This is a genomic window from Rhodococcus sp. LW-XY12 (genome assembly GCF_019317345.1).
In the GTDB taxonomy this organism is placed as follows: Bacteria; Actinomycetota; Actinomycetes; order Mycobacteriales; family Mycobacteriaceae; genus Rhodococcus; species Rhodococcus pyridinivorans.
Map to the genome: position 1 here is coordinate 884,592 of NZ_CP079225.1, position 16,512 is coordinate 901,103.

Genomic DNA, 16,512 nt, shown 5'->3' on the forward strand with positions numbered 1-16,512 from the left:
GCAGGCTCAGCGGGGCGTCCCGTCAGCCGCCGAGCTGTTCCTTCAGCGCGTCGAGCACGGCCGGGTCCTCGATCGTCGACGGCACGGTGTACTCCTCGTGGTCGGCAATCTGCCGCATGGTCTTGCGCAGGATCTTGCCGGAGCGCGTCTTCGGCAGGGCCTGGACCACGGTCACGTCGCGGAAGGTCGCGACCGCACCGATCTGGTCGCGGACCATCGTGACGAGTTCCTGACGCAGGGTCTCGGGCTCGATCTCCACGCCGGCCTTGAGCACCACGTAACCCGAGGGGCGCTGGCCCTTCAATTCGTCGCGGATGCCCACCACGGCGCATTCGGCGACAGCGGGATGCGAGGCCACCACGGCCTCCATGCTTCCGGTCGAGAGCCGGTGCCCGGCAACGTTGATCACGTCGTCGGACCGGCCGAGGACGAAGACGTAGCCGTCCTCGTCGACATAGCCCGAGTCGCCGGTGAGGTAGTAACCGGGGAAGGTGTCGAGGTACGACCGGCGGTACCGGTCGTCGTCCTGCCACAGGCCGGCCAGTGTGCCCGGCGGCAACGGCAGGCGGATGACGATGTTGCCCTCGGTGTTCGGATCGACGGGCTTGCCCTCTCCGTCGACGATCTCGACCCGGTAGCCCGGCACGGGGACGGTGGGGGAGCCGGCCTTGAGCGGCATCGCCTCGAGCCCGCGCAGATTCGCCGCGATCGCCCAGCCCGTCTCGGTCTGCCACCAGTGGTCGACCACCGGGCGGTCGAGCACCTTCGTCGCCCAGTGGTAGGTGTCGGGGTCGAGGCGCTCACCGGCGGCGAAGAGCGTCTGCAGCGAGTCGATGGGGTACTTCTTCAGTTCCTCGGCGTTCGGATCCGCCTTGCGCACAGCGCGAATCGCCGTGGGAGCGGTGAACAGTGCCTTGACGCCGTTCTCGGCGATGATCCGCCAGAACGCACCCGCATCGGGGGTGCCGACGGGCTTGCCCTCGTACATCACCGTCGTTGCTCCGACCAGCAGCGGGCCGTAGACGATGTAGGAGTGGCCGACCACCCAGCCCACATCGGACGCGGTCCACCACACGTCGCCCGGATCGATGTCGTAGATGTTGCGCATCGACCACGTCAGGGCCACGGCGTGCCCACCGTTGTCGCGGACCACGCCCTTGGGCTTCCCGGTGGTGCCGGAGGTGTAGAGGATGTAGAGCGGGTCGGTCGCCGCGACCGTCACGGGCTCCGCAGGGGACGCGTCGGCGCACAGCTCGTCCCAGTCGAACCACGCCGCCGAGGACGTCTGGTAGTCGGCCGCCGATCCGGGGATCTGCTCGCGGTTCTTCACGATCACGGTGTGCGGCGGGGTCGGCGACAGGCCGATCGCCTGCTCGACGATCGGCAGGTACTCGACGGTGCGGCCGGGTTCGAGACCACCGGAGGCGGTGACGAGCACGACCGGCGTGGCGTCGTCGATGCGGGTCGCGAGTTCCTTCGCGGCGAACCCGCCGAACACCACCGAGTGCACCGCCCCGATGCGGGCGCAGGCGAGCATCGCGATGGCGGCCTCGGGGATCATCGGCATGTAGACGATGACGCGGTCGCCGGCGGCGACACCCTGGTCGCGCAGCGCACCGGCGAACTTCGCGACCTCGTCGAGCAGTTCGGCGTAGGTGTAGGTGCGCTTGGCCGGAACCATCGCCGAATCCCAGATCAGGGCCGGGCGGTCGCCGTTGCCGGCGTCCACGTGCCGGTCGAGTGCGTTGACGCTGGTGTTCAGGGTGCCGTCCGGGAACCACTTGTACGACGGTGCCGCCGAGTCGTCGAGAGCTCGCGTCGGCGCGCTCTCCCACTCGACCGCGCGGGCGGCCTCGAGCCAGAATCCCTCCGGATCCTCGGTGCTCCGACGGAACGCCTCCTCGTACGAGCCCATCGTTCGTGTCCTTCCTCGACGGCGGTTGTGGCCCGAACCACTCTATGTGACCTGCAAGGGGGTGGCTGCAGGTCTGCGTCGGACGGACACGACCAGGCGACGAACGGACGAAGTGCCTACCCTGAGCCGCATGACCTCGATCGCGGAAGACCTGCTGCTCCTGCTTCTAGACGACGAATCGGGAAAGGCTCTCGTCGACGGAGTGAAACTGCCCCGCGTTCTCGCGGGTGCGGTGCTCCTCGAACTCGCCCTCGACGACGTGGTGGCGGTCGACACCGAGGGGGAGCAGGTGAAGAAGGGGCGGATCGCGATACGCACCGAGGCACGACCCGCCGATCCGATCCTTGCCGAGGCAGTCGAGCGTCTCGGCTCGGGCAGGCCGCTGAAGCCGACGTCGGCCATCGAGAAACTGCAGAAGGACCTGCAGGAGAAGCTTCTCGCGCGGGTCGTCGAGCAGGGCTGGGTCTCGGAGGAGCGCGGGAGGATCCTCGGCGTGTTCCCGACGAAGAAGTGGCCCGCGATCGATTCCACCCACGAGCAGCGCGTCCGCGACCTGATCCGCGCGGCGTTGATCGACGGCCTGACCCCGGAGCCACGCACCGCGGCGCTGATCGCGCTGCTGTCGGCGGCGGATGCGGCGCCGAAGGTGTTCCCGGACGCCGACAAGCGGGCAGTGAAGAAACGAGCGAAGGAGATCGCGCAGGGCGAGTGGGCGGCCGAGGCGGTGCGCGACGCCGTCGCATCCGTCAACGCGGCCATGATGGCCGCCGTCGCGGCCGGCGGGGCGGTGGCGGGTTCGAGCTGATCCGGATCGCGCCGGGTCAGGAGTGCACGCCGAGCTTGCGGTACCGCTCGATCCGTCGCCGGTAGCGGTCCTCCGCGGGCTCGTCGGTGAGGATCGCGAGTTCGCGGGCGACCGCAGCACCGACCCGCTTGACGAACGAGACGGGTTCCTCGGTGGCATCGGGGTGCTCGGGGACGATCGCGTCGACGACACCGTTGCGCAGCAGGTCGCGGGAGCGGATCCCCTGATCCTGCGCCATGGCCGGTGCGTGGGTGGTGTCGCGGTGCACGATCGCACTCGCGCCTTCGGGCGGGAGCGGGGCGAGCCAGCCGTGCTGCGCGCACAACACGCGGTCGGCGGGCAGCAGGGCGAGCGCGCCGCCCCCGGTTCCCTGACCGAGCAGCACCGACACCGTCGGGGTGGGCAGAGTGACGAGATCGGCGAGGCAGCGGGCGATCTCGGGTGCGAGCCCGCGTTCCTCTGCCTCCTTCGACAGCGACGCGCCGAGGGTGTCGATGACGAGCACGAGCGGCAGGCGCAGTTCGTCGGCGAGACGCATCGCGCGGCGGGCCTCGCGCAGTGCTCCCGGCCCCATCGTGCGTTCGGGTGACTGTCCCGCACGGTCCTGGCCGAACATCACACACGACACGCCACGGAACCGGGCGAGGGAGAGCAGGACGGTGCGATCGGATTCGCCCTCACCGGTCCCGGACAGGGGGACCTGCGCGGAGGCGGCGTGACGCAGCAACTGCCGGATACCGGGCCGTTCGGGCCGTCGGCTGAGCATTACCGAATGCCAGGCCGGGATGTCGGGCACGTCGTCGACGGTGGTGATCGCCGGACTCGACGTCACCTCGGGCCGGTTGCCCTCGACGAGTACGCGCAGCAGCCGGTGCACGACCTGACGCACACCGCCGAGGGGCACGACCCCGTCGATCACGCCCTTGCGATACAGGTTCTCCGCGGTCTGGACGTCCTCGGGGAAGTTCTCCTGGTAGAGCGCCTTGTAGACGCGCGGACCGAGGAACCCGACGAGCGCGCCCGGTTCGGCGGCAGTGACGTGCCCGAGCGACCCCCACGACGCGAACACCCCGCCCGTCGTCGGATTGCGCAGGTACACGAGATAACCGAGATGTGCGGCCTTGTGCGCAGCGACGGCGGCGGCGATCTTCACCATCTGCACGAAGGCGAGGGTGCCCTCCTGCATGCGGGTGCCACCCGAGGTGGGCGACGCGAGCAGGGGCAGTCCCTCGGCGGTCGCGCGTTCGACGGCGGTGACGATGCGTTCGGCGGCGGCGACACCGATCGAGCCTGCGAGGAAGGAGAATTCGCACACGATCAGAGCGACCCGGCGGCCGTGGACGGTGCCCGAACCGGTGAGCACGGATTCGTCGACCCCGGACTTCTCGGCGGCCCTGTCCAGATCGGCGAGGTACTTCTCGCCCGCCCCGACATCGATCGGCGGAACGTCCCAGGAGACGAAGCTTCCCGGGTCGAGCACCTTGTCGATGAACTCCTGCGCCGAGATCCTGCTACCGGCCACGTCGCCTCCACCTGTCCTCGTCCGTCGCGGTCAACCTATACCGGCGCGAACGAGGGGGAGGACATGTGCGTGTTCTTGCGACACACCGCATATATCCTCCCCCTCGTTGTGGGATCGGCTATCGGCCGAGCGCTTCCTTCCACGTGACCGTCCGGCCGATGCGCAGGATCGACCGCTGGTAGATGCGCGCGGCGATCACACTGAGCATCGCGATCGCGGCGACCATCAGCACGATGGTGCCGACGATCTGCACCGGCGTGGCCACGCCCGCCGCGATGCGCAGCGGCATGAGGATCGCCGAGAACGGCGGGATCCAGCTCAGCGTGGTGCTCCATCCGGCCTCGGGGTCGTCGACCGACGAGAACGCCGCGAAGAACATCGCGAGAATCAGCATCACCAGCGGACCCGAGGTGGAATTGACGTCCTCCTGCCGCGACACCATCGACCCCGCCGCCGCGTAGAGGACGGCGAAGAACGCGAAGCCGAGGACGAACCAGCCGAGGGTGCCGGCGAGCACGCCGAGGGCGGTGCCGGTGATCGTGAGGGTGTCGGTGGCGAGCGCCGTGCCGACACCGACCGCGCCGTAGGCGGTGAGTTGCAGGAGCCCGACCGCGCCGATGCCGAGGATCTTGCCCCACAGCAGTTGCAGGGGACGCAGCGTGGACAGCAGCAGTTCGACGACACGCGAGGACTTCTCCTCGACGACACCCATCGCGACGTACATGCCGAACATCAGGATCTGCATGTACAGCAGGATCACCGCGATGATCGAGAGGATGATGCGTTGTCCCTGTTCGGGGTCCGGCGGGTCGAGGGCGTCGACGGTCACGGTCGCCGCCGAGACGTCGGCCGCGACCGCGGCGGGATCGACGCCGCGGTCGGTCAGCGCGGCGACCTGGGCCTGCTGCACGACAGCGGCCTCGACGACCGCGCGGACGTCGGTGTCGAGTTCCGATTCGGTGATCGCTGTGACGGATGCGCCGTCGCCGGGGACGAGCGCGACGTCGAGATCGCCGGAGGACACCTGCTCGCGGGCGGTGGCGGCGTCGGGAACGTCGGAGACCTCGAGCGGAGTGCCGACGGTCTCGCCGAGCGACTCGATCGTCGTCTGCAGCGCGGGCGCCCCCACGACTCCGACGGTGGGGCGGTCGTCGTCGCCGCCGGACAGGATCGAGGTGGCGACGATACCGACGACGATCGCGACGAGGATGATCGCGTTGCTGATCAGGAAGCTCTTCTTCTGAACCTGCGTGACGAACTCGCGCGACGCGACGAGACCGACCGCGCGGGCGTTGCTCAACGGGGCGCTCATGCGGAAACCACCTCTCGGAACAGCTCGGTCAGGGATGGGCGTCGGAGCGAGAACTCGTGGACCGGGCCGGTGGCCAGGGCCGCCTTGAGGATCAGCTGGTCGTCGGCGCCGGGGGTGACGGTGAGCACGGTGCGCTCGTCCTCGTACTCGGCGTGCGTGACGCCCGGCAGACCGTGCGCCCAGCCTCGGGGTGCCTGCGGCGCGTGGACGACGAGGAGCGCGTCGCCCTTGGACCGCAGGTCGTCGACGGTGCCCACGGCGCGCATCCGACCTGCGCCGATGATGCCCACGCGGTCGCACAGGCGCTGGACGAGGTCGAGCTGGTGGCTCGAGAACACCACCGGCACGCCATCTTTCGCCTTCTCGAGCAGGACGTCGCTCATGACGTCGACGGCTACCGGGTCGAGGCCGGAGAACGGCTCGTCGAGGACGAGGACCTTCGGGTCGTGCACGAGAGCCGCGGCGAGCTGCACGCGCTGCTGGTTGCCGAGCGACAGGGCGTCGACGGTGTCGCCGAGACGTTCTGCGATGCCGAGCCGTTCGGTCCACCGTTGCACCGCCTCCGACGCCTCCGACTTCGAAAGGCCGTGCAGCCGAGCGAGATAGGACAGTTGCTTGCCGACCTTCATCTTCGGATACAGGCCGCGTTCCTCGGGCATGTACCCGATGTTGCGGCGCATCTCGAGGTCGACCGGCTTCCCGTCGATGCGGACCTCGCCGGAGTCGGCGGCCAGGACGCCGAGGGTGATCCGCATAGTGGTGGTCTTGCCGGCGCCGTTGCTGCCGACGAAACCGAACAATTCGCCGGGGCGGACTTCGAAACTCACGCCGTCGAGGGCGACCGTGTCGCCGTAGCGCTTCGAGAGATTGTCGATCGTCAGTGTCACAGCAGGTCCTCCGGATCGTCGTCGGGGCGGGTCCAGGCGAGCAGAACGGCGGGCAGGCAACCGCTGAACAGTATCGAGGCGAGAGCGAATCCGCCTGCGGAATAGGCGAGTGCCCGATGGTCGATCGAGTCGATCGCCGGGCTCCACAGCAACGCGAAGATCGGGATCATCAGCAGGCCCTGCGCCACGGACAGACCGATCGAGCGGGCGCTGTTGCGCTCGGCGATCTCGCGTTCATCGAGGGCGCGACGGGGTGCATCGGACTGCCTTCCCGACACGATCTGCAGACACGTCCAAGTGGGCAGGAACACCAGCGTCACCGGCAGCCAGGCGATCGCCGCCGCCATCGTGAAGTACGACGCGATCGACGCGACGAACATCAGCGCGATCAGCACCATGACGGCGACGGCGAGGATGCGGCGGCGACGGCGGGTACGCCAGTTCGGCATCCACCCCCCGGTGATCTCCTCGTTCTTCAGGAACCTGCGGGTGCGGTACTCCTCGTAGCGATCGAGCAGGGATTCTGTGGTCATCTCAGGCCTCCTTCCGGGGCTTGTACAGCTCGGTCGACAACGGCGTGAACTCGGTACGGGAGAAGACGGCTTCGACCGGTAGTCCGAAGACATCGCAGATGCGGAAGGCGAGATCGAGGCTCGGATAGTGGTCGCCGCGTTCGAGTGCTCCGACGGTCTGCGGGTTCACATCGATGAGCGCGGCCAGTTGTGCGCGGCTCATGCCACGCTCCGCGCGCAGGACGCGGATGCGGTTGTAGATGGGGAGAGCTTCCCCACGACGTACCGGACTCATGGAACAAAGTGTTGTGAAAACCCAACGCTTTGTCAATGGGTGAGGATGGATCGATATGTCGTAGTGTTGTCAGTCGTCGTCGGCGAAACCGCGGAGACGGTCGAGTTCGCGACGTTCCTTCTTCGTCGGACGGCCCGCCCCGCGGTCGCGGCGGGGGAGCGCCGCGAGGATCTCCTTCGGTGGAGGCGGGGGACTGTGATCGATGTAGGCGGTCGCGGCGATCGGTGCACCCACGCGCTTGTTCACGAGCTGGGTGACCTCGACGATCTTCTCCGTTCCGTGCGCGCGTACGCGGACCTCGGCTCCGATCGTCACCGGCGTCGACGGCTTGGCCGTCACACCGTCGACGCGGACGTGCCCGGCGCGGCACGCGCTCGCCGCGGCGGACCGGGTCTTGAACAGCCGGACCGACCACGTCCAGCTGTCCACGCGCACGCTTCCACCCATCTACATCAACTCCTCGCTCAGCTTCCCGTCGTCGAGCATCCATCGACGTGTCGTCCGTGTGGTCTCCAGCATGCGGCGATCGTGCGTGATCAGCAGTAGGGTTCCCTCGAAACTGTCGACGGCCTGCTCGAGTTGCTCGATCGCCGGCAGATCCAGGTGGTTGGTGGGTTCGTCGAGCACCAGCAGATTGACGCCGCGTGCCTGCAGCAGTGCGAGTCCCGCGCGGGTGCGTTCGCCCGGCGACAGCGACGACGCCGTCCGCAGGACGTGGTGCCCTTTGAGGGCGAACTTCGCCAGCAGGGTCCGCACGTCGGCGTCCGGCCAGTCGGGCACGTTGCGCCCGAACGCCTCGACCAGCGGTTCGTCCCCCTCGAACAGGCTGCGGGCCTGATCGATCTCGCCGACGAGAACACCCGACCCCAGCGACGCGCGACCGGTATCCGGTTCGATCGTGCCGAGCAGCAACCGGAGCAGCGTAGACTTCCCGGCGCCGTTCGGGCCGGTGACGACGATGCGGTCGCCCCACTCGACCTGCGTGGTGATCGGCCCGAGGACGAAGTCGCCCCGCTGGACGACGGCCTCGCCGAGGGTCGCGACCACCGTGCCGCTGCGCGGGGCGGCGGCGATGCACATGCGCAGTTCCCATTCCTTGCGCGGCTCCTCGACGACGTCGAGCCGCTCGATGCGCCGCTGCGTCTGACGCGCCTTCGCCGCCTGCTTCTCGGTGGCCTCCGCGCGGTGCTTGCGTCCGATCTTGTCGTTGTCCTTGGACTTGCGGCGCGCGTTGCGGACGCCGTGTTCGAGCCAGTTGCGTTGCATCCGGGCGCGTTCCTCGAGCTGCGACTTGGTGTCGGCGAACTCCTCGTACTGTTCGCGCGCGTGTCGGCGCGCCACCTCGCGCTCGACGAGATACGCCTCGTACCCGCCCTCGTAGACCGAGATCTGCTGCTGCACGGGATCGAGTTCGACGATGCCCGTCACCGTGCGCGCGAGGAATTCGCGGTCGTGGCTGACGACCACCAATGCCGTGCGTGTCTCGTCCACGAAGCGTTCGAGTCGTTCGAGGCCGGCCAGATCCAGGTCGTTCGTCGGTTCGTCGAGCAGGAGCACGTCGTAGCGCGACAGCAGCAGTGCCGCCAGCCCGGCGCGGGCGGCCTGGCCACCGGAGAGCGCCGTCATCGGAGCGTCGAGGCCCGCTTCCAGGCCGAGGTCGTCGATCGCCTTCTCGGCGCGCTCGGCGAGGTCGGCCCCGCCGAGCGCCAGCCACCGTTCGAGCGCCGGGGTGTACTCGTCCTCGTCGGAGTCGCCGAGTCGCTCGGCAGCGGCGTTCATGACGTGTTCTGCCGCCGCGACACCCGTGCGACGTGCGAGGAAACCGAGGATCGTCTCGCCCGGCACCCGTTCGGGTTCCTGGGCGAGATAGCCGATGGTGGCGTCGGGCGGGCTGAGGACCACCGAGCCGGTGACATCGGCGTCACCGATCTCCGCGAGGGTCGTGAGCAGCGTCGATTTCCCGGCGCCGTTGGCCCCCACGAGGCCGATCACATCGCCGGGTGCGACGGTGAGATCGAGTCCGTCGAACAGGACACGTTCCCCGCGGGAGGCCGACAGGCCGTTGATACGAAGTGTTGCGCTCACGCTCCGAGTATCCCGGGTGCGACGAATCCGAGGTCCGGCGCGGGTCGGTACCGGCCACGAGCGGCCCCTCAGCCACCGCACTCCGCGGGCACGATCCCATCGTCGCTCACCGGGACGGCGTCGAGTGGATTGTCGATCTCGTCGCGCCGCGTCCGGGCCGCGACGATCACGATCACCGCGGCGACGGCCGGCACCAACCCGGCGATCGCGAAGGTCGGCGCGAGCCCGACCGTGAGGGCCAGCGGCCCGGCCACGGCCATGGACAGCGGCATGAACACGATCGAGACGAAGAAGTCGAGACTCGAGACCCGACCGAGCAGGTGCGCGGGCACCCGCCGTTGCAGCAGCGTTCCCCACACGACGGATCCGGCGTTGAACAGCGCGCCGACGACGAACACCGCGGCGATCATGATTGGTACCGACCCGGAGACCCCGATGACGGCGAGGGGGACGCAGCCCAGCCCCCACATCAGAAGCGGGACGGTGAGATAGCGCCTCGGCAGCCGCAGCGACGCCACGAGCATCGACCCGACTGCCCCACCGACACCGAAACCGGCCATCACCATCGCGTGCTGCAACGGCCCGCCCCCGGTCGCCTCGCGGATCGCGAACGGGATCAGCACCTCGATCGGTCCCAGCACGCAGAAGACCGCGACGGACCCGAACAGGAGCGTTCCGAGCAACCACCGCGTGCGCACGGTGAACCGCACACCCTCCGCGAGATCGTCGAGCACGGAACGGAATCCGCTCGACCCTCCGGTCCGCGTGTCGTCGCAGCGGACCACGGTCGGGTGCATCGCGAGGATGCACAATGCCCCGACCACCTCGAGGAGCGCGACGGTGCACATGGCGACGGCGGGGGACGAGGCCGCCACGACGGCGCTCGCCGCCGCCGGACCGGCCGCCTGCACGAGCGTCGGCCGGAGCACACCCTCGACACCGTTCGCGGCGAGCAGGTCCTGCGGCGGGACGATGGACGGCAACAGTGCCGAATAGGCCGGGAACTGGACACCGTTGGCGAGCCCGAGTGCGAAACCCACGACGGTGAGATGCCAGAAGGCGATCGATCCGTTCACGGCGAGCGCAGCCGTCACCGCGACCAGCACCGCCCGGACGATGTACGTCGCGAGGAGCAGGGTGCGCTGCGGGATCCGATCGGCGAGCACACCCCCGAGAAGTGCGACGAGGAGCATGCCCACGGCAGGCCCCACTGCGACCGAGGACAGTTCGGCCGGACCGCCACCCATCTCGACGACCTGCCACACCACCGCGATGAGCCAGGTGCCCACGGACAGCAGTCCCGCGGCGAGCGCCAGGATCAGCAGGCGGTACTGCGGATGAGCGAACGGCCGCACGGGTCCGCGCGCCAGGCGCGGACGCCGGTGCGTCGGTGATGCGGTGTGGTTGCTCATCGCGTTCCCCCGGTCGTCGGACGGTCCGATGAGATCTTGCGACCTCGAGGCGACTCGAGGTCAAGTGTCTTCGCCCCCCGGGTGACCGATCAACCGATTTTTCCGTGAGCGTCGCCGTCAGCGTGCGGGTCCGACTTCGAGAACGATGTCTGCGGAACGCCTTTCGTCGTTCTCGGTGGTCCACTCGATCGACACGACGTCGCCGGGACGGTGACGGAGCAGACGTTCCTCGAGTTCTCCGGTCGACGAGACGCGCTCCCCGTCGAACGACACCACGACGTCGCCGGCGTCGAGACCGGCGTGATAGGCGGGACTGTCGTAGGACACCCACAGCACCTCGGCCCCGAGATCCTGCCCGTCCTTGCGGGCGGTGGTGACGCTCGCGCCCAGCCGGGGCGTCGGGCCCACGTGCACCGACCCTTCGCTCACTCCCGTCCGCACCTGCTCGACGACGGTGATCGCCTCGGTGATGGGCACGGCGTACGCCTCGGGGGTCGTATCGGGCGAGGTGTCGATGTTCCGCTGCACCGCACCCGCGGTGTTGATCCCCACGACCGTTCCGTACTCGTCGACCAGTGGCCCGCCGGAATCACCCGGCCGGATCGGGGCGTCGGTGCGGATCATCCCCGTGAGGCGGTGCCGCGAACCGTCCGTGGCGTCGCGCACCACCACGTTGCGGTCGAACTCGACGATGGTGCCGGGTGTCGCCACGACGACCCCACCGCCCTGGGAGTTCCCGAAGGCCGTGACCCGGCTGCCCACCGGCGGCAGGTCCTCCGCGATCACGGCGGCCGGAAGGTCGCTCGCGGTGCCGAGTCGCAGGACCGCGAGGTCGCGCTCGCGGTCGTAGCCGAGGACCTCGGCGTCGTAGATCAGGCCGTTCGCGCCGCTGACCGCGCTGATGTCGGTGGCTCCGCTCACCACATGATGATTCGTGACGACCGTGCCGTCGGGGGTGATCACGATCCCGGTGCCCGTCATGCCCGTCCATCCCGCGCTCGCGTCGATCGTCACGACGACCGGCAGGGTGCGCACGGTCAGTTCGTCGGCGGTCAGCGGTGTCGGGGGAGGAGCGACCGGCGCCGGTGGTGGGGGAGGGAGCGCGACGTCGACCAGGGCCGGTGCCGATGCGACGAGGCTGGCGGTGGTCGCGAGCGCGACCAGCAGCACCGATCCGCCCCGCCCGCTCACTGTTGCGGCACCTCGCCGGTGAGATGGTCGACCAGTTCCCGGGCCGCGGCGCGACCGGCGCGGTTCGCCCCGATCGTGGACGCCGACGGGCCGTAGCCGACGAGGTGGATGCGCGGATCCTTCGCGACGCGGGTCGCGAGCCGGCCGTCCATCGTGATGCCGCCACCGGCGTTGCGCAACGACAGCGGCGCGAGATGGTCGAGGGAACTTCGGAATCCGGTGCACCACAGGATGACGTCGACGTCGAGTGTCCGCCCGTCGCTCCACCGGACCCCGGTCTCGGTGATCTCGGAGAACATCGGGGACCGCTCCAGCGCGCCGCGTTCGCGCGCGGCCCGCAGCGCCGGGGTGAGCGGGAGCCCGGTGACGGAGACGACCGATCCGGGTGGCAGTCCGCGTCGTACCCGATCCTCCACGAGCGCGACGGCAGCGTGACCGCGCTCGGCTGTGAAAGGTTCCTCGCTCCAAGCGGGTTCGCGTCGCGTCACCCAGGTGGTCTCGGTGACGCGCGAGATCTCGTCGAGGAGCTGGACCGCGGAGATGCCGCCGCCGACGACGAGCACGTGCTGCCCGGTGAATTCCTCGGCCGTTCGGTAGTCCCTGGTGTGCAGTTGCCGTCCGGTGAAGCGCGCGGCGCCGGGATACCACGGGACGAAGGGGCGTTCCCAGGTGCCGGTCGCGTTGATGATGCCGCGTGTCGCGTAGACGGCCGATTCGGTCTCCACGCGCAGTCGCTCGCCGCGGTCGCACACGACCCGCACGGTGGTGGGTCGGTGGACGGGAAGGTCGAACTCCTTTTCGTAGGCGGCGTAGTACTGCGGTACCGCAGAGGCGGCCGGAACCTCTCCCGCGGAGGTGTCGACGACGTCCGCGAACGCGAGGCCGGGCAGGTCGTGGACGCCGTTGACGGTGCTCAGCGTCAGCGACGGCCAGCGGTCCTGCCATGCCCCGCCGGGGCCGAACGAGCGGTCGAGGACGACGAATCCGGTTTCGGGTGCGACTCCGAAGCGGGTGAGGAAGTAGGCGGTCGACAGGCCGGCCTGCCCGGCGCCGATCACGACGATGTCGACCGGCGTCGCATCGGCGGTCTGTACCTCGGCCGCATCGAGTGCCTCGTCGGCGAGCATCGCGAGCCTCCCTCTCGGATCGTTGTCCTTCATCATGCCGCGATCGCGCCCGATGCGCGGAAGGAACGCTGTCCGCAGCCGTAGAAATGTGATATCACTTTAATATCGCTTTGACTCTGGGAGGTAGTAACATGGATGTCGTGCAGTCGCCCGTGACCGTCGAGCGGCCGGGCCCCTCGTCCAACGGCTGGCCGGTGCTGATCGCCGCTCTGGTCGCAATCGCCGTCGGCGCCGGGCTGATCGGCTGGGGAGCGGTGGATGTCACGGTCCCGCTGATCATCGTCGGCGCCGTCATCGTGGTGCTCGCCCTCGTGCCGCTCGCCGGACTCGTCCTCGTCGAACCGAACGAGGCCCGCGTCCTCCAGCTCCTCGGCAGCTCGTACACCGGCACCCTGCGCGAACCCGGTCTGCGCTGGATGAACCCGCTCAACACCCGCCGCAAGATCTCCACCCGCATCCGCAACCACGAGACGGGCAGAGCCAAGGTCAACGACGCCGACGGCAACCCCATCGAGATATCGGCGGTCATCGTGTGGCAGGTCGAGGACACCGCGCGCGCCGTCTTCGACGTCGACGACTTCGAGGAGTTCGTCGCCGTGCAGACCGAGGCCGCGGTCCGTCACATCGCCGGCTCGTACCCGTACGACGCTGCGCCGGAAGTGATGTCGCTGCGTCAGAACGCCGACGAGATCACCACCAAGCTCTCGGCCGAGGTCCACGACCGCGTGCAGTCCGCCGGTATCCGCGTCATCGAGACCCGCATCAACCAGCTCGCCTACGCACCCGAGATCGCCCAGGCGATGCTGCGACGTCAGCAGGCCGGCGCCGTCATCGCCGCCCGCGAGCAGATCGTCAAAGGCGCCGTCTCGATGGTCGGCACCGCCCTGGCCCGCCTCGAGGCCGAGCACACCGTCGAGCTCGACGAGGAACGCAAGGCCGCGATGGTCTCGAATCTCCTCGTCGTGTTGTGTGGAGACCAGAGTGCTCAGCCCGTCCTCAACACGGGATCGCTGTACCAGTAGGGATCATGCGGCATGGCCGAACGTAAGAAGGTGCTGCTGCGCCTCGACCCGGCAGTCCACGACGCGCTCGCGCGGTGGGCTGCCGACGAGTTGCGCAGCACCAACGCCCAGATCGAGTTCCTGCTCCGGCGGGCCCTCACCGAGGCCGGCCGGATGCCGCGCGAGGTGGGGCGCATACGCGGGCCCGGTCGTCCGCGCGCCGATGCCGACGACGAGGAGTGAGCTGACATGGCAGATCCTCCGAGGAGGGCCGCCGTCGACGAGGCGGGACGCTACGCAGTGCTCCACCCGGCGATCGCCGAAGCGGCCCACCGCGCGGGGGCGACCGCGATCGGCCTGATCGACGTGGGGCGCCCCGCGGCGCTGAACCTGTGCGTCGACCGCGTGGGCATTACCTACAGCGACGGGGTGTTCCTGGGTGACCCGGATTCTCCTGTGCAGGAGAGCTGTTCGATCGTCCACGGCGGGACGGTTCCCGACCGGGCGATGCCTCCGGTGGTCGCGCGCGTCGCCGTGACGCGGCGCCGGCCCGACGTCGAGGACGCCCTGCTCGCCGAGGATCCGCCCGTCCGGTTCTGCGGCGACGTCGTGGAACTGCTGCCCGAGGGGATCGCGGCGGTACCCGAGGGTGCTCTGCCCGTCGTGACGACGACCTGGGCGTTGTCGCGCCTGGCAATTCCGCGGCGCCCGTCGTTCGTCGACAGTCTTCGCGAGGCGGCCGCGGGACGGACGGTCGCGTGGGTGTCGGCCGAGGGGGTCGGCGCCGCACCGTCGGTCCCGACGCTCGGTGACCGTCCGGCCTCCGGCCACAGCATCGTGGGCGTGGCCGTGTACCGCGGATCCGAGCAGCACGTGGATGCAGTCGGCCGCTGCTGGTCGCGGGGACGGATGCTCGATTGGTTCCCCTGATTCTTGTGGTGCCGCCGATTCGTATGCCGCGAACGCCGTTCGGCGGTGCGGCGTCACACCGTTTGCGGTATCCGCGCGACCAGGCGGTCCAAGGCCTCTGCGGCGGGATTTCGGCCGCCGGCCAGGCTGTAGTACAAGCGACCCCAGATGGCATTCTTCGTGACGGGTAGCCGGTCGATCGTGCGGTACAGCGAACGCCGGGCAAGTGTGGGTAATGCGCCGGACTGCGCGAACGCACTCTCCTGCCGGAACTGCAGTGCTCGTGCCTGATCCACGTGGGGTTCGCGCAGTTCCTGGAAGATTCTGCACCGCTCGTCGACGAAGATGTCGGACTCCTCGGCGCGGAGTGCCGGCCCGAGCTGATCCCCCAGAACGACCGCATCGAGAATCGCGTGATTGACCCCCTGGGCCAGGACCGGTGTGAGGGTGTGCGCCGCGTCGCCGACGAGGACCAGGCCGGGGATGCTCCATCGGGGGCATCGGCTGCTGAAGATCTCGAGCATCGACGTATCACGCCACGTTCGGACGGAGTGTTCTGTTGCCTCGCCGAGGTCCGGGACTATCCGGGCGACGCTGCTGTACAAGGACGGCAGACCGGCCTTGCGGATCCTGCTCAGGCCTCCGGGAGGGATGTTCACGCCGAGCCGGAGGATCCCCGGAACTGTCGGTATGCACATCACGTGGGCGTCGTCGGCGAGGTGGACCTGGTAGCGGGTCAGATCCCATCCCGCAGGTGGGTCCACCTTGAACCACAAGAAATCCCGGCGCATCGGCTGCTTACGGGATACGAGGCCGGCCGCAGCACCCAGCTTGCCGTACCGTCCGTCCGCGGCGACCACCACCCGTGCGGTGATCGTGTTCTCGTCCTCTCCGATCCGGTAGCGCACCCCCACGATGCGTGGTCCGCGACGAATCAGCTCCTGAACCGATGCGCCTCGAATCAGCCGAAATGACGGAAACCGTGCAGCGGCAGCGTCGATGGCGTCGAGTAGCGAATCCTGCGGGATCTCCAGAGGGCTCTCCTCAGCGTCTGCGAGTTCGGAGAAGCGGACGGTGAGTACCTCCTGGCCGGCATCGACAATTCGTATGCCCGACACCGGCATCGTGCGATCGGCCGGCAGCTGATCGAGTACCCCGAGGCGCCGGAGCGCGGTCACCGAGTCGGGGGAGATCGACTCACCACGGAACGTGCGGGCGGCAGAGGGAGCTGTCTCGAGAACCGCAACCGCGACGCCTTGGAGCGCCAGGCACAATCCTGTCATCATTCCGGCCGGACCTGCACCGGCGACGACCACGTCGTACTGCTCGGGGCGTTCGGAGATTTCCGTCATCGGCTGCTCTTTCGGTGTGATCGACACGTTCGGTGAGAAGCCTAGGAATACGCCCGAAACTCCTGGGGGGCACGCGTCTGAAGCGACCGTTTCGAACCGCTGTGGGAATTCCTAAAGTATTGCTGAATCCGGTTGTCCCACAGACTGTCTCTCTTTACCGTCGAGTTCCGATCGCCGCAGCATGCAG

16 protein-coding genes are annotated in these 16,512 nt (G+C 68.9%); 4 read left to right on the top strand and 12 right to left on the bottom strand.

The genetic code is table 11. The features are described from left to right. Window positions 1-22 precede the first annotated feature (22 nt). A complete protein-coding gene (locus KXC42_RS04275; protein WP_219129965.1) occupies window positions 23-1,915 on the bottom strand; it encodes a propionyl-CoA synthetase in 1,893 nt (630 codons plus the stop codon). A 130-nt stretch (window positions 1,916-2,045) separates the two neighbouring features. Here KXC42_RS04275 and KXC42_RS04280 point away from each other — a divergent pair, with 130 nt between their 5' ends. Continuing rightward, complete coding sequence (locus KXC42_RS04280; protein WP_219129966.1) at window positions 2,046-2,720, top strand: GPP34 family phosphoprotein; 675 nt, start codon at window positions 2,046-2,048, stop codon at window positions 2,718-2,720. A 16-nt stretch (window positions 2,721-2,736) separates the two neighbouring features. On the opposite strand, the gene KXC42_RS04285 is transcribed toward KXC42_RS04280, so the two are convergent. From KXC42_RS04285 to KXC42_RS04330, 10 genes are all read right to left on the bottom strand, one after another. Then, window positions 2,737-4,242: a carboxyl transferase domain-containing protein gene (locus KXC42_RS04285; RefSeq protein ID WP_033096773.1), complete on the bottom strand. Its 1,506-nt coding sequence runs from the start codon at window positions 4,240-4,242 to the stop codon at window positions 2,737-2,739. A 118-nt stretch (window positions 4,243-4,360) separates the two neighbouring features. Beyond that, the gene (locus KXC42_RS04290; RefSeq protein ID WP_039587530.1) at window positions 4,361-5,554 is read right to left on the bottom strand and encodes an ABC transporter permease; all 1,194 of its coding nucleotides are present in this window, start codon (window positions 5,552-5,554) and stop codon (window positions 4,361-4,363) included. Further along, on the bottom strand, window positions 5,551-6,441 hold the full coding sequence (locus KXC42_RS04295; protein WP_006551633.1) for an ABC transporter ATP-binding protein: 891 nt from the start codon (window positions 6,439-6,441) through the stop codon (window positions 5,551-5,553). The genes KXC42_RS04290 and KXC42_RS04295 overlap by 4 nt, the downstream gene beginning before the upstream one ends. Continuing rightward, entirely contained in the window at window positions 6,438-6,974 is a 537-nt protein-coding gene (locus KXC42_RS04300) for a hypothetical protein (protein WP_006551632.1), read from the bottom strand. Before KXC42_RS04300 ends, KXC42_RS04295 begins: the two co-directional genes overlap by 4 nt. Window position 6,975: 1 nt before the next feature. Then, a complete protein-coding gene (locus tag KXC42_RS04305) occupies window positions 6,976-7,248 on the bottom strand; it encodes a helix-turn-helix transcriptional regulator (protein WP_033096769.1) in 273 nt (90 codons plus the stop codon). A 69-nt stretch (window positions 7,249-7,317) separates the two neighbouring features. Further along, the gene (locus tag KXC42_RS04310) at window positions 7,318-7,695 is read right to left on the bottom strand and encodes an RNA-binding S4 domain-containing protein (RefSeq protein ID WP_006551630.1); all 378 of its coding nucleotides are present in this window, start codon (window positions 7,693-7,695) and stop codon (window positions 7,318-7,320) included. After that, window positions 7,696-9,333, bottom strand: coding sequence for an ABC-F family ATP-binding cassette domain-containing protein (locus tag KXC42_RS04315; RefSeq protein WP_219129967.1), 1,638 nt, complete (start codon window positions 9,331-9,333; stop codon window positions 7,696-7,698). It lies immediately after the preceding gene. Between the two features lie 68 nt (window positions 9,334-9,401). Further along, window positions 9,402-10,745 carry an MFS transporter gene (locus tag KXC42_RS04320; RefSeq protein WP_219129968.1) on the bottom strand — a complete coding sequence of 448 codons (1,344 nt, stop codon included), beginning with the start codon at window positions 10,743-10,745 and terminating at the stop codon, window positions 9,402-9,404. 117 nt (window positions 10,746-10,862) lie between these two features. After that, window positions 10,863-11,936 carry a S1C family serine protease gene (locus KXC42_RS04325; RefSeq protein ID WP_200359495.1) on the bottom strand — a complete coding sequence of 358 codons (1,074 nt, stop codon included), beginning with the start codon at window positions 11,934-11,936 and terminating at the stop codon, window positions 10,863-10,865. After that, window positions 11,933-13,063: an NAD(P)-binding domain-containing protein gene (locus KXC42_RS04330; RefSeq protein WP_200360161.1), complete on the bottom strand. Its 1,131-nt coding sequence runs from the start codon at window positions 13,061-13,063 to the stop codon at window positions 11,933-11,935. Before KXC42_RS04330 ends, KXC42_RS04325 begins: the two co-directional genes overlap by 4 nt. A gap of 131 nt (window positions 13,064-13,194) precedes the next feature. On the opposite strand from KXC42_RS04330, the gene KXC42_RS04335 reads away from it, so the two are divergent. The 3 genes from KXC42_RS04335 to KXC42_RS04345 are packed head-to-tail and all read left to right on the top strand — an operon-like array spanning window position 13,195 to window position 14,994. Continuing rightward, complete coding sequence (locus tag KXC42_RS04335; RefSeq protein ID WP_064852737.1) at window positions 13,195-14,085, top strand: SPFH domain-containing protein; 891 nt, start codon at window positions 13,195-13,197, stop codon at window positions 14,083-14,085. A gap of 12 nt (window positions 14,086-14,097) precedes the next feature. Then, window positions 14,098-14,307, top strand: coding sequence for a hypothetical protein (locus KXC42_RS04340; protein WP_060652022.1), 210 nt, complete (start codon window positions 14,098-14,100; stop codon window positions 14,305-14,307). A gap of 6 nt (window positions 14,308-14,313) precedes the next feature. Then, window positions 14,314-14,994, top strand: a complete 681-nt coding sequence (locus KXC42_RS04345) for a DUF2332 family protein (RefSeq protein ID WP_064852736.1) — start codon at window positions 14,314-14,316, stop codon at window positions 14,992-14,994. Between the two features lie 53 nt (window positions 14,995-15,047). On the opposite strand, the gene KXC42_RS04350 is transcribed toward KXC42_RS04345, so the two are convergent. Then, window positions 15,048-16,325 carry an FAD-dependent monooxygenase gene (locus KXC42_RS04350; RefSeq protein ID WP_064852735.1) on the bottom strand — a complete coding sequence of 426 codons (1,278 nt, stop codon included), beginning with the start codon at window positions 16,323-16,325 and terminating at the stop codon, window positions 15,048-15,050. Between the last annotated feature and the right edge of the window lie 187 nt (window positions 16,326-16,512).

What these genes read in the sequence shown, in the direction of transcription:
- KXC42_RS04275 (WP_219129965.1), bottom strand. Translation starts at nt 1,915, where the DNA reads ATGGGCTCGTACGAGGAGGCGTTCCGTCGGAGCACCGAGGATCCGGAG.
- KXC42_RS04280 (WP_219129966.1), top strand. Translation starts at nt 2,046, where the DNA reads ATGACCTCGATCGCGGAAGACCTGCTGCTCCTGCTTCTAGACGACGAA.
- KXC42_RS04290 (WP_039587530.1), bottom strand. Translation starts at nt 5,554, where the DNA reads ATGAGCGCCCCGTTGAGCAACGCCCGCGCGGTCGGTCTCGTCGCGTCG.
- KXC42_RS04300 (WP_006551632.1), bottom strand. Translation starts at nt 6,974, where the DNA reads ATGACCACAGAATCCCTGCTCGATCGCTACGAGGAGTACCGCACCCGC.
- KXC42_RS04305 (WP_033096769.1), bottom strand. Translation starts at nt 7,248, where the DNA reads ATGAGTCCGGTACGTCGTGGGGAAGCTCTCCCCATCTACAACCGCATC.
- KXC42_RS04310 (WP_006551630.1), bottom strand. Translation starts at nt 7,695, where the DNA reads ATGGGTGGAAGCGTGCGCGTGGACAGCTGGACGTGGTCGGTCCGGCTG.
- KXC42_RS04320 (WP_219129968.1), bottom strand. Translation starts at nt 10,745, where the DNA reads ATGAGCAACCACACCGCATCACCGACGCACCGGCGTCCGCGCCTGGCG.
- KXC42_RS04330 (WP_200360161.1), bottom strand. Translation starts at nt 13,063, where the DNA reads ATGCTCGCCGACGAGGCACTCGATGCGGCCGAGGTACAGACCGCCGAT.
- KXC42_RS04335 (WP_064852737.1), top strand. Translation starts at nt 13,195, where the DNA reads ATGGATGTCGTGCAGTCGCCCGTGACCGTCGAGCGGCCGGGCCCCTCG.
- KXC42_RS04340 (WP_060652022.1), top strand. Translation starts at nt 14,098, where the DNA reads ATGGCCGAACGTAAGAAGGTGCTGCTGCGCCTCGACCCGGCAGTCCAC.
- KXC42_RS04345 (WP_064852736.1), top strand. Translation starts at nt 14,314, where the DNA reads ATGGCAGATCCTCCGAGGAGGGCCGCCGTCGACGAGGCGGGACGCTAC.
- KXC42_RS04350 (WP_064852735.1), bottom strand. Translation starts at nt 16,325, where the DNA reads ATGACGGAAATCTCCGAACGCCCCGAGCAGTACGACGTGGTCGTCGCC.